At 65.0% G+C, this 21228-nt stretch carries 21 protein-coding genes and 3 tRNA genes; 6 read left to right on the forward strand and 18 right to left on the reverse strand.

Annotated features, from left to right (window positions below; translation table 11 throughout):
• Window positions 1–119: 119 nt before the first annotated feature.
• A complete protein-coding gene (locus ACTJJX_RS26160; RefSeq protein ID WP_003117114.1) occupies window positions 120–668 on the forward strand; it encodes a cytochrome b in 549 nt (182 codons plus the stop codon).
• A 54-nt stretch (window positions 669–722) separates the two neighbouring features.
• Here ACTJJX_RS26160 and ACTJJX_RS26165 read toward each other — a convergent pair whose 3' ends face one another.
• Window positions 723–2627 carry a potassium transporter Kup gene (locus ACTJJX_RS26165; protein ID WP_003104754.1) on the reverse strand — a complete coding sequence of 635 codons (1905 nt, stop codon included), beginning with the start codon at window positions 2625–2627 and terminating at the stop codon, window positions 723–725.
• Window positions 2628–2873: 246 nt separating this feature from the next.
• On the opposite strand from ACTJJX_RS26165, the gene rimO reads away from it, so the two are divergent.
• From rimO to ACTJJX_RS26180, 3 genes are read left to right on the forward strand one after another with little or no spacing between them, the layout of a single operon-like run.
• Window positions 2874–4196, forward strand: coding sequence for a 30S ribosomal protein S12 methylthiotransferase RimO (gene rimO / locus ACTJJX_RS26170; protein WP_003086001.1), 1323 nt, complete (start codon window positions 2874–2876; stop codon window positions 4194–4196).
• A gap of 60 nt (window positions 4197–4256) precedes the next feature.
• Window positions 4257–4718, forward strand: a complete 462-nt coding sequence (locus ACTJJX_RS26175; RefSeq protein WP_003104756.1) for a DUF1456 family protein — start codon at window positions 4257–4259, stop codon at window positions 4716–4718.
• Window positions 4711–5103, forward strand: coding sequence for a hypothetical protein (locus ACTJJX_RS26180; RefSeq protein ID WP_003085997.1), 393 nt, complete (start codon window positions 4711–4713; stop codon window positions 5101–5103). The genes ACTJJX_RS26175 and ACTJJX_RS26180 overlap by 8 nt, the downstream gene beginning before the upstream one ends.
• A gap of 49 nt (window positions 5104–5152) precedes the next feature.
• On the opposite strand, the gene mgtE is transcribed toward ACTJJX_RS26180, so the two are convergent.
• The gene (mgtE, locus tag ACTJJX_RS26185; protein ID WP_003085996.1) at window positions 5153–6601 is read right to left on the reverse strand and encodes a magnesium transporter; all 1449 of its coding nucleotides are present in this window, start codon (window positions 6599–6601) and stop codon (window positions 5153–5155) included.
• Window positions 6602–6927: 326 nt separating this feature from the next.
• Between mgtE and ACTJJX_RS26190 the strand changes: the two genes are divergently transcribed.
• The gene (locus ACTJJX_RS26190) at window positions 6928–7467 is read left to right on the forward strand and encodes a DUF4124 domain-containing protein (protein ID WP_003112600.1); all 540 of its coding nucleotides are present in this window, start codon (window positions 6928–6930) and stop codon (window positions 7465–7467) included.
• A gap of 20 nt (window positions 7468–7487) precedes the next feature.
• On the opposite strand, the gene ACTJJX_RS26195 is transcribed toward ACTJJX_RS26190, so the two are convergent.
• The 5 genes from ACTJJX_RS26195 to ACTJJX_RS26215 all read right to left on the reverse strand — a co-directional run bounded on the left by ACTJJX_RS26195 (window position 7488) and on the right by ACTJJX_RS26215 (window position 9925).
• A complete protein-coding gene (locus ACTJJX_RS26195) occupies window positions 7488–7940 on the reverse strand; it encodes a hypothetical protein (protein WP_003159666.1) in 453 nt (150 codons plus the stop codon).
• Between the two features lie 52 nt (window positions 7941–7992).
• The gene (locus ACTJJX_RS26200) at window positions 7993–8496 is read right to left on the reverse strand and encodes a phage neck terminator protein (protein ID WP_003117116.1); all 504 of its coding nucleotides are present in this window, start codon (window positions 8494–8496) and stop codon (window positions 7993–7995) included.
• Window positions 8497–8587: 91 nt separating this feature from the next.
• Complete coding sequence (locus ACTJJX_RS26205; protein WP_003085989.1) at window positions 8588–8863, reverse strand: phage holin family protein; 276 nt, start codon at window positions 8861–8863, stop codon at window positions 8588–8590.
• Window positions 8856–9230 carry a phage holin family protein gene (locus ACTJJX_RS26210; protein ID WP_003104765.1) on the reverse strand — a complete coding sequence of 125 codons (375 nt, stop codon included), beginning with the start codon at window positions 9228–9230 and terminating at the stop codon, window positions 8856–8858. The genes ACTJJX_RS26205 and ACTJJX_RS26210 overlap by 8 nt, the downstream gene beginning before the upstream one ends.
• A 164-nt stretch (window positions 9231–9394) precedes the next feature.
• Window positions 9395–9925, reverse strand: a complete 531-nt coding sequence (locus ACTJJX_RS26215) for a hypothetical protein (protein WP_003085984.1) — start codon at window positions 9923–9925, stop codon at window positions 9395–9397.
• A 170-nt stretch (window positions 9926–10095) separates the two neighbouring features.
• Between ACTJJX_RS26215 and alpR the strand changes: the two genes are divergently transcribed.
• On the forward strand, window positions 10096–10809 hold the full coding sequence (alpR, locus tag ACTJJX_RS26220; RefSeq protein WP_003085982.1) for a transcriptional regulator AlpR: 714 nt from the start codon (window positions 10096–10098) through the stop codon (window positions 10807–10809).
• 97 nt (window positions 10810–10906) lie between these two features.
• On the opposite strand, the gene ACTJJX_RS26225 is transcribed toward alpR, so the two are convergent.
• From ACTJJX_RS26225 to astD, 11 genes are all read right to left on the reverse strand, one after another.
• Window positions 10907–10983, reverse strand: a tRNA-Arg gene (locus tag ACTJJX_RS26225).
• Window positions 10984–11094: 111 nt separating this feature from the next.
• Window positions 11095–11171: transfer RNA gene (locus tag ACTJJX_RS26230), tRNA-Arg, on the reverse strand.
• A gap of 117 nt (window positions 11172–11288) precedes the next feature.
• Window positions 11289–11379: transfer RNA gene (locus ACTJJX_RS26235), tRNA-Ser, on the reverse strand.
• Window positions 11380–11440: 61 nt separating this feature from the next.
• A complete protein-coding gene (gene csrA / locus ACTJJX_RS26240) occupies window positions 11441–11626 on the reverse strand; it encodes a carbon storage regulator CsrA (RefSeq protein WP_003085981.1) in 186 nt (61 codons plus the stop codon).
• 184 nt (window positions 11627–11810) lie between these two features.
• Window positions 11811–13049 (reverse strand): aspartate kinase, encoded by a 1239-nt coding sequence (locus tag ACTJJX_RS26245; protein ID WP_003085971.1) that lies wholly within the window; start codon window positions 13047–13049, stop codon window positions 11811–11813.
• A gap of 147 nt (window positions 13050–13196) precedes the next feature.
• Window positions 13197–15821: an alanine--tRNA ligase gene (gene alaS, locus ACTJJX_RS26250; RefSeq protein ID WP_003112602.1), complete on the reverse strand. Its 2625-nt coding sequence runs from the start codon at window positions 15819–15821 to the stop codon at window positions 13197–13199.
• 121 nt (window positions 15822–15942) lie between these two features.
• Window positions 15943–16947: a low-specificity L-threonine aldolase gene (gene ltaE, locus ACTJJX_RS26255; RefSeq protein ID WP_003112603.1), complete on the reverse strand. Its 1005-nt coding sequence runs from the start codon at window positions 16945–16947 to the stop codon at window positions 15943–15945.
• 144 nt (window positions 16948–17091) lie between these two features.
• Window positions 17092–18090, reverse strand: a complete 999-nt coding sequence (gene astE, locus ACTJJX_RS26260; RefSeq protein ID WP_003112605.1) for a succinylglutamate desuccinylase — start codon at window positions 18088–18090, stop codon at window positions 17092–17094.
• Between the two features lie 13 nt (window positions 18091–18103).
• Window positions 18104–18394, reverse strand: a complete 291-nt coding sequence (locus tag ACTJJX_RS26265; RefSeq protein ID WP_003085959.1) for a hypothetical protein — start codon at window positions 18392–18394, stop codon at window positions 18104–18106.
• 13 nt (window positions 18395–18407) lie between these two features.
• Complete coding sequence (gene astB / locus ACTJJX_RS26270; protein ID WP_003085956.1) at window positions 18408–19754, reverse strand: N-succinylarginine dihydrolase; 1347 nt, start codon at window positions 19752–19754, stop codon at window positions 18408–18410.
• The gene (gene astD / locus ACTJJX_RS26275) at window positions 19751–21217 is read right to left on the reverse strand and encodes a succinylglutamate-semialdehyde dehydrogenase (protein WP_003123236.1); all 1467 of its coding nucleotides are present in this window, start codon (window positions 21215–21217) and stop codon (window positions 19751–19753) included. Before astD ends, astB begins: the two co-directional genes overlap by 4 nt.
• Window positions 21218–21228: the final 11 nt, after the last annotated feature.

The raw sequence follows: 21228 nt of genomic DNA on the forward strand, positions 1-21228 counted from the left end.
CCGGCGCCAGCTAGACTGAGCCTGCCGGGGGCATTCAGGCTGGCTTCAGCGGAGCCGCCGAGAATACCGGCCGACCCGCCGCAGAGCGGGCTCCCGAGAGCCGAAGAGAAGGAACCGTGATGAGCTGGAAAAACACCGAATCCCGTTATGGGAGCCTGACCATTGTCCTGCACTGGCTGACCCTGCTGCTGATCGCCGGGGTCTACGCCTGTATCGAACTGAAGGGCAATTTCCCCAAGGGCAGCGAAACCCGCGAACTGCTCAAGCAATGGCACTTCATGCTTGGCCTGAGCGTTTTCCTGCTGGTCTGGTTGCGCCTGCTGGTGCGCCTGGCCACCCCTACCCCGCGCATAGAGCCCGCCATCCCCGCCTGGCAGGCGACGCTGGCCAGGCTGATGCACTACGCCCTCTACCTGATGATGATCGGCCTGCCCTTCGCCGGCTGGCTGATCCTCAGCGCCGCCGGCAAGCCGATACCGTTCTTCGGCCTGGAGCTACCGCCGCTGGTCGACAAGAACCCCGACCTCGCCGGGCAAATCAAGGAATGGCACGAAACCATCGGCAACGCCGGTTATTTCCTGATCGGCCTGCACGCCGCCGCGGCGCTCTTCCATCACTTCGTCAGCCGCGACAACACCCTGCTACGGATGCTGCCGCAACGGCGCTGAGAAACGCGCAAAAAAACGCGCCCAATCGGGCGCGCTTTTTTGCAGCGGAGCGGATCAGATCTCGACCTGGGTTCCCAACTCGATCACCCGGTTGAGCGGCAGGTTGAAATAGCGCAGGTTGCCGTTGGCGTTCTTCAGCAGGAAGGCGAACAACCCCTCGCGCCAGCGCGCCATGCCGATGCGCTTGGATGGAATCACCGTCTCCCGGCTGAGGAAGTAGGTGGTGCGCATCGGGCTGAAGTCCAGTTCGTTGAGATGGCACAGGCGCAAGGCAGCCGGGATGTCTGGCTCTTCCATGAAGCCGAAGTGCAGGATCACCCGAAAGAATCCGTCGCCATAGGCCTCGACCTCGAAACGGCGATCCGGCGAAACCCGTGGGCTGTCTTCGTTGACCACGGTGAGCAGCACCACCTGCTCGTGCAGCACCTGGTTGTGCAACAGGTTGTGCAGCAGCGCGTGAGGCACCGCGTCGGTACGCGCGGTAAGGAACACCGCGGTCCCCTGGACCCGGTGCGGCGGCTGCACGCGCATGCTGGAAATGAACACCGAGAGCGGCAGCGAGCCCTCGTCGAGACGCTCCACCAGCAGTTGGCGGCCACGCTTCCAGGTGGACATCAGGATGAAGATGACGATACCCGCGATGACCGGGAAGGCGCCGCCCTGGATCACCTTGGGCAGGTTGGCGGCGAAGAACAGGCTGTCCACCGCGAGCATCACGCAGAAGAACGGGACGCCCAGCCACAGCGGCCATTTCCACAGGCGCCAGATCACCACGCCCATCAGCAGGGTGGTGATCAGCATGGTTCCGGTCACCGCCACGCCGTAGGCAGCCGCCAGCGACGCCGAGGACTCGAAGCCGAGCACCAGCAGGACCACGCCGACCATCAGCGCCCAATTCACCCCGCCGATGTAGATCTGCCCCTGCTCGTGGCTGGAAGTGTGCTGGATGGTCATCCGCGGCACGTAGCCGAGCTGGATCGCCTGGCGGGTCAGGGAGAAGGCGCCGGAGATCACCGCCTGGGAGGCGATCACCGTGGCCAGGGTGGACAGCGCCACCATCGGCAGCAGCGCCCAGCCCGGCGCCAGCAGGTAGAAGGGGTTGCGCGCCGCCTCGGCGTTGGAAAGGATGGTCGCGCCCTGGCCGAAGTAGTTCAGCACCAGCGCCGGCAGCACCAGCAGGAACCAGGCACGGGCGATCGGCTTGCGACCGAAGTGGCCCATGTCGGCGTACAGCGCCTCGGCGCCGGTCAGCGCCAGTACGGTGGCGCCGAGGATGGCGACACCGATGCCGGGATGCGAGCTGAAGAAACGCACGGCCCATACAGGGTTCATCGCCTGCAGCACTTCCGGCTGCTGGATCACCCCGTAGACGCCCAGCGCCGCCAGGGCGCCGAACCAGAGCACCATGACCGGGCCGAACAGGATGCCGATCCGCGCGGTGCCGTGCTTCTGGATCAGGAACAGGCCGATCAGCACGATAAGCGCCAGCGGTACCGTCCAGTGCTCCAGGCCGTCGAAGGCGATCTCCAGCCCTTCTACCGCCGACAGTACCGAGATCGCCGGGGTGATCATGCTGTCGCCGTAGAACAGCGCCGCGCCGATCAGGCCGGCAACCACCACGAAAGTCTGCAGCCTGCCGAACGGCGCCGCCGCCCGGCGCGCCAGGGCCGACAGCGCCATCACCCCGCCCTCGCCCTGGTTGTCGGCACGCAGGACGAAGATCACGTACTTGATGGAAACGACCCAGACCAGCGACCAGAAGATCAGCGACAGCACGCCAAGGACGCCATCGTGGTTGGCCTGCACCCCGTAGCCGCCGATGAAGACCTCTTTCAGGGTATACAAGGGACTGGTGCCGATATCCCCATAGCAGACTCCAACCGCCCCGACCATCAGGCCGATGGCAGAGCTGGAATGCCCCTCCGACGTCTCCTCGGCACGCGTCGCTGCATCACTCATGAAACGCTTTCCCCCGGAAAAATTCGGCAAATGCTGCGCCCATGCCGTCCGCGATGCAAGCGCCGAGGCCACGGACTGCTATGACTATAGAAGGCCGGGGAGCCGATTGCCGAGCGCCCGCGGTGAGTTTTTCCAGGGCCGGAAAAGAGCTGCACGGGAGACTGGAAAAGCCGCGGCGCTGCCGCTAGAATTGCGCACTTTTTGATCAGAGGCGCCAGCAAGCGCGCCCGCCTACCGAGGTTAGCCATGTCCACCCCCACTCCCAAAGTCGGCTTCGTCAGTCTTGGATGCCCCAAGGCGCTGGTCGACTCCGAGCGCATCCTCACCCAGCTGCGCATGGAAGGCTATGAGGTCGTTCCGACCTACGAAGACGCCGACGTCGTGGTGGTCAACACCTGCGGTTTCATCGACAGCGCCAAGGCCGAGTCCCTGGAAGTGATCGGCGAAGCCATCGCCGAGAACGGCAAGGTCATCGTCACCGGCTGCATGGGCGTGGAAGAGCACGCGATCCGCGACGTGCATCCAAGCGTGCTGGCGGTCACCGGCCCGCAACAGTACGAGCAGGTGGTTACCGCGGTGCACGAAGTGGTGCCGCCGAAGACCGAACACAACCCGCTGGTCGACCTGGTCCCGCCGCAAGGCGTCAAGCTGACCCCGCGCCACTACGCCTACCTGAAGATTTCCGAAGGCTGCAACCACAGTTGCAGCTTCTGCATCATCCCGTCCATGCGCGGCAAGCTGGTCAGCCGGCCGGTCGGCGACGTGCTGAGCGAGGCCGAGCGCCTGGTCAAGGCCGGGGTCAAGGAACTCCTGGTGATTTCCCAGGACACCAGCGCCTACGGCGTGGACCTGAAGTACAAGACCGACTTCTGGAACGGCCAGCCGGTCAAGACCCGCATGAAGGAACTCTGCGAGGCGCTGAGCAGCATGGGCGTGTGGGTTCGCCTGCACTACGTCTACCCGTACCCCAACGTCGACGACGTGATCCCGCTGATGGCCGCCGGCAAGCTCCTGCCGTACCTCGACATCCCCTTCCAGCACGCCAGCCCGAAGGTGCTCAAGGCCATGAAGCGCCCGGCCTTCGAGGACAAGACCCTGGCCCGGATCAAGCAGTGGCGCGAGATCTGCCCGGAACTGACCATCCGCTCGACCTTCATCGTCGGCTTCCCGGGCGAAACCGAAGAAGACTTCCAGTACCTGCTCGACTGGCTGACGGAAGCCCAGCTCGACCGCGTCGGCTGCTTCCAGTACTCCCCCGTCGAAGGCGCTCCGGCCAACGAGCTGGGCCTGGAGCCGGTGCCGGACGAGGTCAAGCAGGACCGCTGGGAACGCTTCATGGCCCACCAGCAGGCGATTTCCGCCGCTCGCCTGCAGCTCAAGGTGGGCAAGGAAATCGAAGTGCTGATCGACGAAGTCGACGAACAGGGCGCGGTCGGCCGCTCCTGGGCCGACGCTCCGGAAATCGACGGCAACGTGTTCGTCGACAGCGACGAGCTGAAGCCGGGCGACAAGGTCCGCGTGCGCATCACCGATGCCGACGAGTACGACCTCTGGGCCGAGCTGGTCTGAGCCTCCCTGAAGAGCCCCGCCCCGCGGGGCTTTTCATCGCCAACCGTTCCGGAGAGCACGATGCTCAACAACGACGTACTACGCAGCCTGCGCTACCTGCTGGATCTTCCCGATGCACATCTGGCCGAACTGGCCGCCCCGTTCGGCGAGCAAGTCGAAGCGGACCTGCTCGAGGCTTACCTGAAGAAGGAAGACGAAGACGGCTTCCAGGCCTGCCCCGACCGCTACCTGGCGCGCTGCCTGGACGGACTGATCATCCAGCGCCGCGGTCGCGACGAGTCGCGTCCGCTACCGCCGCTGGAGCTGCCGTTGAGCAACAACATGATCCTGAAGAAGCTGCGGGTCGCCTTCGAACTCAAGGAGGAAGACCTCCATGCCATCCTCGACAGCGTCGACTTCCCGGTCTCCAAACCCGAGCTGAGCGCCCTGTTTCGCAAGCCCGGCCACAGCAACTACCGGACCTGCGGCGACCAGTTGCTGCGCAACTTCCTCAAGGGCCTGACCCTGCGCGTCCGTGGCTGAACGCGCGGAGCCGCTGCTGGCGGTTCTGCTCCAGGCGCCGCCCTGCGTCGACCCCTGGTTCCTGGAGTGCCGCCAGGATCGCGCCGGCCTGACCATCCTCGTCCGCGACCTCGCCAACCAGCGCACCTGGCGCGTCGAGTTCGTCGAAGTCGAAGGCCTGCGCCAGCTCGACGCTGCCGACCTGCTGGAATTCTGGCCAGCCTGTGCGGCATCCGAGGGTTGGCTGTACCGGGTCGAGCAAGGCGGCTGGCTGGACCAGGAATGCCGTCGCGAGGGCTTCGTCGCCCGCGAGACCAAGGCCGTCGACGAGTATTTCGTCAATGGCGGCGATCGCTGCCTGAGCGTGCTGTCCTGGTCGCCACCGAAGGTTTCCCCGCTGATCTGACCGCCATGAAAAAAGCCGCCCGTGGGCGGCTTCTCGCGTGGCGCTCCGGCTACATCAGGAAGATCGTCGCCAGGCCGAGGAAGATGAAGAAACCGCCGCTGTCGGTCATCGCAGTGATCATCACGCTGGAGCCCATCGCCGGATCGCGTCCGAAACGATGCAGGGTCATCGGGATCAGCACTCCCATCATCGCCGCCAGCAGCAGGTTCAGGGTCATCGCGGCGGTCATCACCACGCCCAGTTCCCAGTTGCCGTAAAGATAGAAGGCCACCACGCCGATCACTCCGCCCCACGCCAGGCCGTTGACCAGCGCGACGCCAAGCTCCTTGCGCAGCAGGCGGTTGCGACTGTTGCTGGTCGGCTGTACCTGGTCGAGCGCGATGGCGCGGACGATCATGGTGATGGTCTGGTTGCCGGAATTGCCACCGATGCCGGCAACGATCGGCATCAGCGCGGCCAGCGCCACCAGTTTCTCGATGGAGCCTTCGAACAGACCGATCACCCGCGAGGCGACGAAGGCGGTGATCAGGTTGGTGGCCAGCCAGGCCCAGCGGTTGCGCACCGACTTCCAGACCGAGGCGAAGATGTCTTCTTCTTCACGCAGACCGGCCATGTTGAGGACTTCGCTTTCGCTTTCCTCACGGATCAGGTCGACCATCTCGTCGATGGTCAGACGACCGATCAGCTTGCCGCCCTTGTCCACCACCGGCGCGGAAATCAGGTCGTAACGCTCGAATGCCTGGGCGGCGTCGTAGCCGTCCTCGTCCGGGTGGAAGGTCACCGGGTCGGTGGCCATGACTTCCAGCACTTGCTTGTCCGGATCGTTGACCAGCAGGCGCTTGATCGGCAGCACGCCCTTGAGCACGCCGTCGTAGTCGACCACGAACAGTTTGTCGGTATGCCCGGGCAGTTCCTTCAGGCGGCGCAGGTAGCGCAGCACCACTTCCAGGCTGACGTCCTCGCGGATGGTGACCATCTCGAAGTCCATCAGCGCGCCGACCTGGTCCTCCTCGTAGGACAGCGCCGAACGCACTCGCTCGCGCTGCTGCGCGTCGAGGCTTTCCATCAGTTCATGGACCACGTCGCGCGGCAGTTCCGGTGCCAGGTCGGCGAGTTCGTCGGCGTCCAGGTCCTTGGTCGCGGCGATGATCTCGTGGTCGTCCATGTCCGCGATCAGGGTTTCCCGGACCGCGTCGGAGACTTCGAGGAGGATGTCGCCGTCGTCCTCGGACTTGACCAGTTGCCAGACCGTCAGGCGGTCGTCCAGCGGCAGCGATTCGAGGATGTGGGCGATGTCGGCGGGGTGCAGTTCCTCCAGCTTGCGCTGGAGTTCTACGAGATTCTGCCGGTGGACGAGGTTTTCCACCCGGTCATGGTGCTGGCCTTCCTGACGATGGGTCAGGTCTTCCACCACCTTGTGGCGATGCAGCAGCTCGACCACCTGCGCTAGGCGGTCCTGCAGGCTTTCCTGCGGCTTCTTGGCTTCTACTTCGGTCATAGCGCGCTCCACCCCCAGTAGCGGAGCACGCCAAAGGGGTCAATCAGAAACGTGATTGGTCAAACGGGAAACTGTTCGAGTTTCTACTGGGTAAGTCCATGGGGGTGTTCCAAGGGCCCTCTCGGGGCAGATACGGATAATGATAACACTCCGCTTGCGTTTTGCGCGTTACAAAATGGCGGCAAGAACAAGCGCTTGCGGCACAAAGTTCATCGTCACTCGACGCCTGACTGCGACGCCGGAAATTTCACTCAGGACACTCGGCCCCGCGGAAAAAGGCAACGCGTTAGCCTGCACTCACCCTTATCCGACCCGGAGTGCCGCCCATGCGTTCCCTGTCCCTCCTTCTCCTCCTCTCGCTGGCGTCCACCTGCGAGGCCGCTGCGGTATTCCGCTGCGAAGACGCCAGCGGCCATGTCAGCTTCACCCAACTCGGTTGCCCCGCCGGGCAGGCCGGCGAGACCGTCGTGGCGGACAACCCGCCGCCGGGAGGCAGGAGCGTCACGCCGATGGCCGAGACGAAGACGAAAAAGGCGTCCATCGGCCGGAAAAGCGTGCCGCTCGCGGTCATCGGAGAAAGAGAAGATCGCTGCGGCAGACGCCTGGACGAGAAGGAACGCCGCAAGGCGATCGTGGAGCAGCGGATAATGGCGGGAATGACCCGCTCCGATGTGGAGCGGGCGCTGGGCAAGCCGGACCGGGTCAGCGGGAACAATGCGGAGGTGCGTTATCAGTACAAGGCCGACAAGCGACGGGGAGCGAGAAGCGTGAGCTTCGATCAGGAGGGATGTGTGAAGGGAAGAGAAGGTACCGGGTGGAGCGAGTCGATCCCGGGAGCTAAGGCCGGGCCGTCCTCATACCGATGAAAGCAGGACCGGCATCGCCCTTAGCGTGCCGGGCAGGGTGTCGCCCTGCCTGCATGGAAAAGACGGACGACAGTCTTAAGCAACCTACCGCCTGCCCGCCGCGCACGCCTCTGGCTGGCGGTTATGGTCAGGCTCAATCCTCTTTCTGCGGTTCGCCGGGCAACAACGCGCGTGATGAACAGACCGCGATACAGGTGGAATCCCGTTTGCACGTCCACCGTTTCGGAAGCGCCTTGCAGTGAAGTCAAGGCAGCGATGCCCTTGCGCACACGGCACTCGTTCAACGCGCGGCTGCCTCCCTCCATCGGCAGCAAGGAGGGCAACGGCTCGCCAGCGGGCGCATGGTCGACAATGCTGCCGACGATGGTGATGAGCTGGTCGCCGCGCGCGCTGACGGCAGCCTGCGCGAGGTTTTCGGAAATCACCGCATCCAGGCGAACGATGCCGACGCGACGACTGATCAACATGACCATGGATCTCTCCTCTATGTATGGATGGCATCGCTACGATGCATCGCAACGACCTCTAGGAAGCCGTTCCACCCGTCCCTCCGGAGGCCTGCCCGGGAGCGGTGCGCTCGAGGTCGACGAGCAGCACGTGTTCGTGAGCGAGAACAAGGTCGAAACGAGCCTGCCCCAGCGCCTGGCCATCCTGCACGACGGACAGGTTTTCGATGGGTGTCAGGCGCAGCAGGCTGGCCTTCAGCACGCGCAGGCGCTCGCCGGCATTGCCTGACTGCAGCAGGCAGCGGGCATCCTGCAGGTACTGGTGCGCCTCGGGACCATGCCAGGTCAGGCGAAAGATGCTCTCGCAACTGGCCAGCAGGGACTCCTGCTCGCCACTGGCGGAAAACTCCCGCCGCACCTTGCCAAGCAGGCTCGAGGACTCCAGGCGCAAGGTCATGAAGGGGATGGCCGGCGGGGCCAGCAGTTGATCGGCATCGATGACGCTGCCGGCGGGCAGGCCGAACAACTGCCGCAACGTTTCGCGCAGGGCGGCGTGATCCAGGCGCACGGTTGCACTGGACATGGCGAACTCCTTTTTCAGGATGGATGGATGACGGACAGGCACCGACGCGGCGGATACAACCGCCGGCCAGGCCGGAGCGAAGTACGTTCGTTCAATGCAGGCGCAGGACCCGCGCCAGGTTGCCGCGCGCCTGCAACAGCAGGACCAGCAGCACCAGCAGTACCCCGAGCATCCACGGCGAGAGGTGCTCGGCACGATACAACCCGGCCACTATTCCCAGCGCCTGGCAGCCGGTGCACAACGCCAGCAGGTAGGCGCACAGGGAAACGCCGGGGCGGAAACGCGCGCCGGCGCGGCGATAGGTGATCAGGCGCATGCAGATCGCCGAGCAGACCAGCACGGTCAGGGTGGACAGCGGATCAACCATCGGACTTGCCTCCCCGGCGGCGCAACAGCCCGCGCATCCAGCTGGGCAGTTCGCCGCCACGCATCCACTCGAGCATGCCGATGCCGCCGGTCACGCAGAGGGTCGCGGCGACGAAGGCGGCCATGCCGCTGGTCTGGGTCAACCCGCGGCCGAGCGCCTCGATTCCGGCGTAATAGCCGCCGACCCAGGACACCAGCAGGTAGCCGAGGCGGGTCAGGGCGTTGTAGTCACGGGCGAACACGACAAAGAAGATGGCGCCGCCGAAGCCTCCCAGCAAGGCGTTGCCATCGATACCCGGCAGGTACATGGCCAGGCCGACGCCAGCCATTGCGCTGGCGGCGGAGGCCGCAGAGCTTGGCTCGGACATGGATGACTCCCGGAAATGCAAAGGCCCGCCGAAAAGGCGGGCCCGGAACGGCCGAAGCCCGCATCGGCGGGCTTCGGCCAGAGGAATTTCAATCGTGGAGAATTTATACCTTTATCGTCCCATAGCGTCAATATGGGAAAACCCGTTTTCATACAGAAATTTTTTTAGCGCTCGCCCACGATCCCCACCTCCGCCATCGGCTCCTCCAGCCGCTGCAAGGCCTGGCGCAGCAAAGCGACGACCCGCTCGCGCCATTCCTTGTCCCAGCGATGCAGGGTGCTCTTCGACAGCCCGCTGAGTCGCTCGATCTCGCGGATGCTCGACGGCGGACGACGGAACATGCGCATCAGCAAGGCCAGGGTTGCCCGCTGCTCGATCGGGTCGGCCCCGGGCTTCAGCCAGTCGCGCAAAGCCGCCAGGCCAAGGACGAAATCCCGCCCGCGGGCGAACTCGGCCCGCACCACCGCCAGCTCCAGTGGGTGCGCAGCCAGCTGGCGCTGGGCGAAACGCACGGTCATCACCGCCTGGGCCTGCCATTCGTGCGGACTCAAACCGCTGGGCAGGTGTTCGATGAAGCTGCGATCGAAGCGCTCGCGCAGGCCATCGATCACCATCGCCGTCGACGACTTCGGTCCCGGCTGGTGCTCGAACATCCAGTAGGCCACGGCCAGCGCCTGCTCGGTACTTTGAAACATGGTATTCCCTCCTTGGCCGGCCCACCTGGCTGGCCGCTCGCATTAGCCACCCGCAGTGGCTGTGTTGGGCCGCCGTCCTACCCGACGCGAGTAGGAAAGCGCTGAAATTATGGTAATACCCATATACGGACGCTTGCAATGCCACAGGCACACCCTTAGTCTTTCCACCTATGGAACTCAAAGATCGCATCAAGGCGGCGCGCAAGCACGCCCATCTCAGCCAGGTCCAGCTTGCCCAGGCGGTAGGCATGACCCAGACCTCCATTTCCGATCTGGAGCGCGGCAAGTCCCGCGCCACCAGCTTCGTCGCGCAGATCGCCGGCGCCTGCGGCGTCAACCCCCTGTGGCTGGCGGAAGGTCGTGGCGAGATGCTCGCCGAGCGCGGCCAGGCGAATGCAGGCCCCAATGCCAGTTGGCTTGGCGCAGTAGAGTCATGGGACGACGAAACGCCCCTGGATGCCGACGAGATCGAACTGCCCTTCTACAAGGAGATCGAGCTGTCCGGCGGCAAGGGCAGCACGGTGATCCTGCAGACCGGCGGGCGCAAGCTGCGCTTCGGCAAGTACACCCTGCGCAAGAAGAACATCGATCCGGCCAGTGCAGCCTGCGTCACGGTCAGCGGCAACAGCATGGAGCCGGTGCTGCCGGACGGCAGCACGGTAGGCGTGGACACTAGCGCGCGGACGATCAAGGACGGCGACATGTACGCCTTCGACCACGACGGCCAACTGCGCGTGAAACTGCTTTACCGCCTTCCAGGCGGCGGCCTGCGCATTCGCAGCTTCAACAGTGACGAGCATCCGGACGAGCGCTACGAGCCCCAGGAAGCCGCCGAGCACATCAACGTGATCGGCCGGGTGTTCTGGTACTCGGTGCTGGTCTGACCCCTTCCCGCCCCGCCTGACGACGGGGCCGCGTTCCGGCGGAAGAAAAATCCCGGGCAAAGAAAAAGGGCCTGCATTGCTGCAGGCCCTTTCGGTATGGCGCACTCAGGAGGATTCGAACCTCCGACCGCTCGGTTCGTAGCCGAGTACTCTATCCAGCTGAGCTATGAGTGCGTGTCGGTGCTTTTTCCGGCCACCTGCCGGTAACGCTTGTTTTACCGTGAAAGACCGCAACTGTCGATCCTTCGCTCGCCGAGCCCCTGACGAGAGGAACCCTTCGAAATATGGCGCACTCAGGAGGATTCGAACCTCCGACCGCTCGGTTCGTAGCCGAGTACTCTATCCAGCTGAGCTATGAGTGCGTCGTGGGGGCGCATTATAGATTGTGGATTTTATCCGTCAAGCGATTTTTTCAATCAAATCAGTAACTTAGTTACCAAGATGGCTTTCGCCGCCTGAATCAACCTCTAACACTTGAATGGCGGAGAGGGGGGGATTCGAACCCCCGACACCCTTTTGAGGTGTACTCCCTTAGCAGGGGAGCGCCTTCGGCCACTCGGCCACCTCTCCGCAACACGGGGCGCATGATACCCATCTTTACCCCGTTTGCAAAGGGAAAATTAGATAAAAATTAATGGTTTGGCTCTTGATCTTTCTCTTTCTGGATGCGCTGGTAAATTTCCTCCCGGTGCACGGCGACTTCCTTCGGCGCGTTGACGCCGATGCGCACCTGGTTCCCTTTGACACCCAGTACCGTCACGGTGACGTCGTCACCTACCATCAGGGTCTCTCCGACCCGACGAGTCAGAATCAGCATTCCTTTCTCCTCACGCGAATATTTCAGGACAACAGTCTGCAAAAAAGAAATGGCGGCGGATCCGCAGAAATCAAGAGCGCGATCCTTCACCCAGTATTGACCAGTCCCGCCGGAATGAAAGTTCCTGCCGAACGGTCAAAAACGACAAAAGGCGCGGGGTTGCCGCGCCTTTCGCCTGCCAGCGTCACTCACCCTGTCGCGCCGGCGCGTCGAGCTCGAACGCCGTGTGCAGGGCACGTACCGCCAGTTCCAGGTACTTCTCTTCGATCACCACGGAAACCTTGATTTCCGAGGTGGAGATCATCTGGATGTTGATGCTTTCCTTGGCCAGCGCCTCGAACATGCGGCTGGCCACGCCGGCGTGCGAACGCATGCCGACGCCGACGATGGAAACCTTGGCGATGTTGGTGTCGCCGATGGCTTCGCGCGCGCCGATGTTGGCGGCGGTCTGCTTGAGGATTTCCAGGGCGTTCAGGTAATCGTTGCGATGCACCGTGAAGGTGAAGTCGGTGGTGTTATCGTGCGCCACGTTCTGCACGATCATGTCGACTTCCACATTGGCGGCACTGATCGGCCCGAGGATCTTGAAGGCCACGCCGGGGGTATCGGGTACGCCACGGATGGTCAGCTTGGCTTCGTCGCGGTTGAAGGCGATGCCGGAGATGATCGGCTGTTCCATGGATTCCTCTTCATCATCGATAGTAATGAGGGTGCCCGGACCCTCCTGGAAGCTGTGCAGCACGCGCAGCGGAACGTTGTACTTGCCGGCGAACTCGACCGCCCGGATCTGCAGCACCTTGGAACCGAGGCTGGCCATTTCCAGCATTTCCTCGAAGGTGATCTTGTCCAGCCGACGGGCCTGCGGCACTACGCGCGGATCGGTGGTGTAGACGCCGTCGACGTCGGTGTAGATCTGGCATTCGTCGGCCTTCAACGCCGCCGCCAGGGCCACCCCGGTGGTATCGGAACCGCCGCGGCCCAGCGTGGTGATGTTGCCGTTGCCGTCGACGCCCTGGAAACCGGCGACCACCACTACCCTGCCGGCCTTGAGGTCGGCGCGGATGTGGGTGTCGTCGATGTGCAGGATGCGCGCCTTGGTGTGCGCACTGTCGGTGAGGATACGCACCTGGTTGCCGGTATAGGAGACCGCCGGCACGCCGCGCTTGATCAGGGCCATGCTGAGCAGGGCGATGGTCACCTGCTCTCCGGTCGAGACCATGACGTCCAGTTCGCGCGGAACCGGCTGCTCCATGATCTGGTTGGCCAGGCCGATCAGACGGTTGGTCTCGCCGCTCATGGCGGATACCACCACGACGACGTCATCGCCCGCTTCGCGGAATTTCTTCACCTTCTCGGCCACCTGCTCGATACGCTCGACGGTGCCGACGGAGGTCCCTCCAAACTTCTGTACGATCAAAGCCATTTCAAACCGCCTGATTCCGTGAAGGGCGCCCTTTTGAACCTGCCACATTCTTTCGCTACCCGGACTGGCGGGGCGCACCGCCGGCCGGGCATCAAGGGGCGCTGGCCGCCCGGCCCCGCATCGCTCTGGCGCGGGGCCGGCATGGCATCAGAGCCCTTGCTCGACGAAGCGCTGGGCCAGGGCCAGGGCCTCGTCCAATTTCGCTGCATCGGTGCCGCCGCCCTGGGCCATATCCGGGCGTCCGCCACCTTTGCCACCAACTGCCGCCGCGGCTTGCTTCATAAGCTCGCCGGCCTTCAGTTGGCCGGTCAGGTCCTGGGTCACGCCTGCGACCAGTACGACCTTCCCGTCCAGCTCGCCGCCGAGCAGGATCACTGCGCGGCCGAGCTTGTTCTTCAACTGGTCGACCAGCGCCAGCAGCGCCTTGCCGTCCAGACCATCGAGGCGCGCGGCGAGTACCTTCGCGCCCTTGATTTCCACCGCCGCCGCCGAAAGATCGTCGCCGGCCGCGCTGGCAGCCTTGGCCTTGAGCTGTTCCAGCTCCTTCTCCAGCGAACGGTTGCGCTCCAGCAGGGCGCCGAGCTTGTCCAGCAGGTTGTCGCGACTGCCCTTGACCAGGCTGGCGGCTTCCTTGAGCTGCTCCTCGGCACCGTTCAGGTAGGCCAGCGCCGCCGCGCCGGTGACCGCCTCGATACGGCGTACGCCGGCAGCCACGCCACCCTCGCTGGTGATCTTGAACAGGCCGATGTCGCCGGTGCGGGATACGTGGGTGCCACCGCACAGCTCGACGGAGAAATCGCCGCCCATGCTCAGTACGCGCACCTGGTCGCCGTACTTCTCGCCGAACAGCGCCATGGCGCCCTTGGCCTTGGCGGTGTCGATATCGGTTTCCTCGGTCTCGACCTCGGTGTTGCGACGGATTTCGGCGTTTACGATATCCTCCAGGGCCTTCAGTTGTTCCGCCTTGATCGCCTCGAAGTGGCTGAAGTCGAAACGCAGGCGCTGGCTGTCCACCAGCGAGCCCTTCTGTTGTACGTGGTCGCCCAGTACCTGGCGCAGCGCGGCATGCAGCAGGTGGGTCGCGGAGTGGTTGAGCGCGGTGGCCTGGCGTACCGAGGCGTCGACCTCGGCCTTGACCGCGCCGCCGACGCTCAGGTTGCCCCGGGCGACCACGCCATGGTGCAGGTGCGCGCCGCCAGCCTTGGTGGTATCGCGCACGTCGAAGCGCACGCCAGCCGCCTCGAGGTAGCCACTGTCGCCGACCTGGCCGCCGGACTCGGCGTAGAACGGCGTCTGGTCGAGGACCACGACGCCCTCCTCGCCCTCCTCCAGGCGCTCGACGGCCTGGCCGTCCCTGAACAGCGCGACGATCTGCCCGGCGCCGGAGACGCCCTGATAGCCGAGGAAGCGGGTCTCGCCGTCGACCTTGACCAGGCTGTTGTAGTCCATGCCGAAGGCGCTGGAAGCGCGGGCGCGCTCGCGCTGGGCCTCCATCTCGCGCTCGAAGCCGTCCTCGTCGATGGTCAGCTCGCGCTCGCGGGCGATGTCATTGGTCAGGTCGACCGGGAAGCCATAGGTGTCGTACAGCTTGAACACCACGTTGCCGGGAATCACGCTGCCCTGCAGTTCGGCGAGGTCCTGTTCGAGGATCTTCAGGCCTTGCTCCAGGGTCTTGGCGAACTGTTCTTCCTCGGTCTTCAGCACGCGCTCGATGTGTGCCTGCTGTTGCTTCAGCTCGGGGAAGGCATCGCCCATCTCGGCGACCAGCGCTGCGACGATCTTGTGGAAGAAGGTGCCCCTGGCGCCCAGCTTGTTGCCGTGGCGGCAGGCGCGGCGGATGATCCGCCGCAAGACGTAGCCGCGACCTTCGTTGGACGGCAGCACGCCGTCGGCGATCAGGAAGCTGCAGGAACGGATGTGGTCGGCTACCACCTTCAGCGACGGCGCGTCGTCGTTGGCGCAGCCGATGGCCTCGGCGGAGGCTTTCAGCAGGTTCTGGAACAGGTCGATCTCATAGTTCGAGTGCACGTGCTGGAGTACCGCGCTGACGCGCTCCAGGCCCATGCCGGTGTCCACGCTCGGCGCCGGCAGCGGGTGCATGACGCCGTCCGCGGTGCGGTTGAACTGCATGAACACGTTGTTCCAGATCTCGATGTAGCGGTCGCCGTCCTCTTCCGGCGAACCGGGCGGGCCGCCCCAGATCTCCGGCCCATGGTCGAAGAAGATCTCGGTGCAGGGACCGCAGGGTCCGGTATCGCCCATCGCCCAGAAGTTGTCGGACGCATAGGGCGCGCCCTTGTTGTCGCCGATCCGCACCATACGCTCGGCGGGCACGCCAACTTCCTTGGTCCAGATGTCGTAGGCCTCGTCGTCGGTGGCGTAGACGGTGACCCAGAGCTTTTCCTTGGGCAGGTTCAGCCATTTCTCGCCGGTGAGGAACTCCCAGGCGTAATGGATGGCGTCGCGCTTGAAATAGTCGCCGAAGCTGAAGTTACCCAGCATTTCGAAGAAGGTGTGGTGCCGCGCGGTGTAGCCGACGTTTTCCAGGTCGTTGTGCTTGCCGCCGGCGCGCACGCATTTCTGGCTGGTGGTCGCACGGGTGTAGGCGCGCTTTTCCAGGCCGAGGAAGCAGTCCTTGAACTGGTTCATGCCCGCGTTGGTGAACAGCAGGGTCGGATCGTTCGCCGGGATCAGCGAACTGGAAGCGACACGGGTGTGTCCCTTCTCTTCGAAGAAGCGGAGGAAGGCTTCACGGATTTCAGCGCTTTTCATAGGTTCTTCCACGGAAAATTGGCGGCCACGAATCGCCGGCAAAGGGCCGCATTATATCGGCCCTTGGGCAAGGTTGTAGTGTATTTGCGCGATAGTTATTGCCTATTGCCGACCTTTTCGCTTATGAGCGACGAAAGGCCGCGAAGGCATCCAGTACTTGTCCTATGGACTCGGCGGAAACGTCCAGGTGGGTGACCAGGCGCAAACGCGCCGCCGCGCTGATCCGCACCCCGCGCTCGGCGAGGAAGTCGCGCAGCGCGACCGCCCGCTCGCCGACATCGACGTAGACCATGTTGGTCTGCACCGGCTCCACCGCATAGCCCAGTTCGCGCAGCCCGTCGCCCAGGCGCGCGGCGTTGGCGTGGTCGTCGGCCAGGCGTGCCACCTGGTGGTCGAGGGCGTACAGTCCGGCAGCCGCCAACAGGCCGGCCTGGCGCATCCCGCCGCCGACCATCTTGCGCCAGCGGCGGGCCTTGCCGATCAGTTCGACGCTGCCGCAAAGCACCGAGCCCACCGGCGCACCGAGGCCCTTGGACAGGCACACCGACACCGAGTCGAAGTGTCGGGTGATCTCGCTGGCGTCTACGCCCAGCTTCACCGCCGCGTTGTACAGGCGCGCGCCATCCAGGTGCAGGGCCAGGCCACGCGCGCGAGTGAAGGCGCGCGCCGCGGCCAGGTAGTCGAGCGGCAGCACCTTGCCCTGCATGGTGTTTTCCAGGGCCAGCAGGCGGGTCCTGGCGAAGTGGAAATCGTCGGCCTTGATCGCCGCCGCGACCTTGTCCAGGTGGAGCGATCCGTCGGCCTCGCCGTCGATCGGCTGCGGCTGGATCGAGCCCAGCACCGCGGCACCGCCGCCCTCGTATTTGTAGGTATGCGCCTGCTGGCCGACGATGTATTCGTCGCCGCGCTCGCAGTGGGCCATCAATCCGAGCAGGTTGCTCATGGTCCCGGTCGGTACGAAGAGCGCCGCGGCGAAGCCCAGGCGCGCCGCCAGTTCGGCCTCCAGGCGGTTGACCGTGGGGTCCTCGCCATAGACGTCGTCGCCCAGTTCGGCCGCGGCCATGGCTTCGCGCATGCCGGCGGTGGGCTGGGTGACGGTGTCGCTGCGCAGGTCGATGACAGGCACGGAGGGCTCCTCGGTTCGGCGGAAAAGCCCGATCCTACGGCGCTCTACCGACAGCCACAAGGGAAGTCGGGAAATCTTCCCGGCCGCAACGGAAACGGAGCGCCGAAGCGCTCCGTCATGATCGAGAGGGAAGGCCGATACGCCTCAGAGCTTGGCCGGCACCACCAGGATTCCGGCACGCAGGCCGTTCTTCACCCGTGGATTGGGGAAGATGATGCGCGCGCCGACCTCGTCCACCACCCAGCGCGTGCCGCCGATATCCTCGGCCAGCAGGTAGCCCGGCGAGAGTTCGGTGAAGTTGGCCACGTCGTCGTCGAGGTGCAGGCGGAAGTGGTCGCTGTGCTTGATCACCTCGCGCGACACGCTGAACAGCTTGAGGCCGTCGAGCCGGGAGCCGTCCGGCTGTTCCTCGCTGCCGTCGATCAGCAGCTCCAGGCTCCGCTCCAGGCGCTCCAGGTTGACCTCCTGGTTCTCTCCGAACGGACGTGCCTTGCCCAGTTCCAGGGTAAAGGCCTCGGCGCCGAGCTGGCCGTAGGTGTAGGCGCTGAAGGTGATGCCCGGCTTGTTCTGCAACAGCACCGCCTCGATGCCGGCGTCGCGCAGGCGGGCCAGTTCGCTGCGGGAATGCTGGCGGCCCTCGGCCCAGGGGTAGAGGGCGAACTGCTCGATCTTCGAGCCGCGGATCGCGGTATGCAGGTCGTAGTGCAGGTGGACTCGCTCGGTCTTGCTGAAGAACACCTGGGCCAGGCGCTCCAGCTCGGCGGCACGGAAGGCCTCGTTGCCACTGCCCTCCTCGTGGCGACCGTTGAACAGGCGGTTCATGTCCTGTTCGACGTAGCGCTCGCCGCGGCGGATGGCTTCGGGGTTGCCGAACAGGAAGAGGACCCTGGCGGCAGGCTTGAGGGTGCCAGCGGCGACCTTGCGGATCAGCCGTTCGAGCAGTTCGATGGGCGCGGTCTCGTTGCCGTGGATACCGGCCGAGAGCAACAGGTCGACGCCGTTATCGCGGGCGCCGATCGGCGTGACTTCCAGCGCGCCCTCGGCCAGCCAGTGCAGGCGGGTGCCGTCGGCGGTGAGCTGGATCTTCTCGGTCGGCTCGCGGCCGGCCAGGGTCAAGTCGAGCAGTTTGCCGAGGGCGAGCATGGGATGTCCTCAGTCAGTGGGTGTGGTCGCAGCCGCAGTCGGGGCCGTGCTCGTGGTCGTCGCCCTCTTCGATCGGCTCCATCTCCAGTTGCAGGCTGACCAGGTTGGTCGCCATCGGCCGCAGCAGCAGGTTGGTGTATTCGGTATCGCCGTCTTCGACGTCGACGCCGATCAGCAACTGGCCGTTGCCGGCTTGCTGGACCCACACTTCCTTGCCCTGCCAGACCACGGCGAAACGGGTGCAGGAAGTTTCCAGCTGGGTGCCGTCGGTATCTTCGAGGATCAGTTGCAGGCTATCGGACATGGTGGCGAGGCTCTCAATCGAGTTGGAAGGAATAAACCGAGCCCAGTTTAAGGATCTGCGTCAGTTCATCCAATGCCGTCCGGCACTCCAGCAGCAGTTGGGGGTCGGCCAGGTCGGTCTCGCTCAGGCGGTCGCGGTAGTGCCGGTCGACCCAGGCTACCAGCGTGTCGTACAGGCCGGCGCTCATGATCACCCCCGGATTCACCGCCGCCAGCTCCCGTTCCTGCAGCGCCACGCGCAAGCGCAGGCAAGCCGGACCGCCGCCGTTCTGCATGCTCTGCTTGAGGTCGAAGACCTTCACTTCGCGGATCGGACCGTCGTCGCCGGTGAGCTGGTCCAGGTAGTTCCAGACCCGCGGGTTGTTCCGACACTCCTCCGGTACCACCAGCAGCATCGAACCGTCGGCCTTCGACAGCAGTTGGCTGTTGAACAGGTAGGACTTCACCGCGTCCTCCACCGCGACCTGGTCGCGCGGCACGCAGATGGCGCGGAAGCGGCCGCCGCGGCGGCCCAGCTTGTCGTGCAGTTCGGCAAGGACCTTCTCGGTATCGAGGAAGGCGTCCTCGTGATGGAACAGCACCTCGCCATTGCCCACCGAGATCACATCGTTGTGGAACACGCCCTGGTCGATCACCGCCGGGTTCTGTTGAGCGTAGACCACTCCGGCCTCGCTCAGCCCGTGCAGACGCGCGACGGCCTGGCAGGCTTCCAGGGTCTGGCGCGCCGGATAGCGTTGCGGCGCCGGGAAGCGACTGTCGAAGGCGCTGCGACCGAAGACGAAGAACTCCACGCCGGCATCGCCATAGTCCTTGCAGAAGCGCGTGTGGTTGGCCGCGCCTTCGTCGCCGAACTGGCTCACTGCCGGCAACGCCGCGTGATGGGCGAAATGCCGCTCGTCGTTGAACATCGCCGCCAGCACGCGGCTGGTGGTGGGATGCTCGATGGATCGGTGGAACTTGCAGTTCAGGTTGGCCGCGGTGAAATGCACGCGGCCATCGGCGGTGTCGGCACTCGGGCTGACCGTGGCGGCATTGGCGGTCCACATGCTCGAAGCCGAGCTGCAGGCGGCGAGGAGAGGCATCGCTTCCTTCGCCGCGCGGCGGATCACCTCCTCGTCGCTGCCGGAGAAGCCCAGGCTACGCAGCGCAGCGGTATCCGGGCGGGCTTGCGGAGCGAGTACCCCCTGCTTGAAACCCATCTCCATCAGCGCCTTCATCTTCGCCAGGCCCTGCTTCGCCGCTTCCTTCGGGTTGGACACCGCCTGGCTGTTGCTTTGCGAAGCGACATTGCCGTAGGACAGGCCGCCGTAGTTGTGGGTCGGGCCGACCAGGCCGTCGAAATTCACTTCATGGGCATTCATAGGCTGATCCCGGGAGTCAGGGTGGCAGGAAGGGACACGCTGGGGCTTTCCAGCGAGGCGACCGGATAGGCGCAGTAATCGGCGGCGTAGTAGGCGCTCGGCCGGTGGTTGCCGGACGCGCCGATACCGCCGAACGGCGCGCTGCTGGCGGCGCCGGTGAGCTGCTTGTTCCAGTTGACGATGCCGGCGCGGCTTTCCACGAGGAACTGCTCGAAACGCTCGCGGGAATCCGACAGCAACCCGGCGGCCAGGCCGTACTGGGTGGCGTTGGCTTCACGGATCGCCGCAGCGAAATCGGAGTAGCGGATCACTTGCAACAGCGGCCCGAAGAACTCTTCGTCCGGTCGCTCGGCCACCGCGCTGACGTCGAGGATGCCCGGGGTCAGCAGGGCGGCGCCGTCGATCGGCTGGGTCATCGCCAGCAGCGGCTGTGCGCCCTTGCCGATCAAATGCTCCTGGGCCTTGAGCAGGTGCTCGGCGGCGCTCAGCGAAATCACCGCGCCCATGAACGGCGCCGGCTGTTCGTCGAAGCGACCGACCCGCAGGGTAGCGCTGACCGCCACCAGGCGCGCCAGCAGTGCGTCGCCCCAGGCGCCCTGCGGCACCAGCAGGCGGCGGGCGCAGGTGCAACGCTGGCCTGCGGAGATGAAGGCGGACTGGATGATGGTGTAGACGGCGGCGTCGAGGTCGGCGACCTCCTCCACCACCAGCGGGTTGTTGCCGCCCATCTCCAGCGCCAGGATTTTCTGCGGCTGGCCGCCAAACTGGCTGTGCAGCAGGTTGCCGGTGCGACTGGACCCGGTGAAGAACAGACCGTCGAGCCCACGGTGGGCGGCCAGCGCGACGCCGGTTTCGCGACCGCCCTGGACCAGGTTGAGCACGCCGGCCGGCAGGCCGGCCTGGATCCAGGCCTTGAGCGTCAGCTCGGCGACCTTCGGGGTCAGCTCGCTGGGCTTGAACACCACGCAGTTACCGGCCAGCAGCGCCGGGACGATATGCCCGTTGGGCAGGTGGCCGGGGAAATTGTAGGGACCGAATACCGCCACCACGCCATGCGGCTTGTGCCGTAGCACGGCGGTAGCGTCGGCCAGCGGACCGGATTTCTCGCCAGTGCGCTCGCGGAACGCCTGCACCGAGATCGCCACCTTGTTGACCATGCTGGTCACTTCGGTGGCCGACTCCCACAGCGGCTTGCCGGTTTCCTCGCCGATCACTCGGGCCAGCTCGTCGGCGCGGGACTTGAGGGTCGCAGCGAAGCGCTCGAGCAACTCGATGCGCTGCTCCAGCGGGCGCCGCGCCCAGGCCGGGAAGGCCTCGCGGGCGGCGCGCACGGCAGCGTCGACCTGGGTGGCGTCAGCGCCGCGCCCGGACCAGACCACGCCCTGGCCAACCGGGTCGAGGGACTCCAGGGTCTCGCCCTGGCCCGCCAGCCACTGGCCGGCAATGTAATGGGTACTCATCATCGACTCCTCGG

The organism is Pseudomonas sp. 22490 (assembly GCF_052044465.1).
Classification (GTDB): domain Bacteria; phylum Pseudomonadota; class Gammaproteobacteria; order Pseudomonadales; family Pseudomonadaceae; genus Pseudomonas; species Pseudomonas aeruginosa.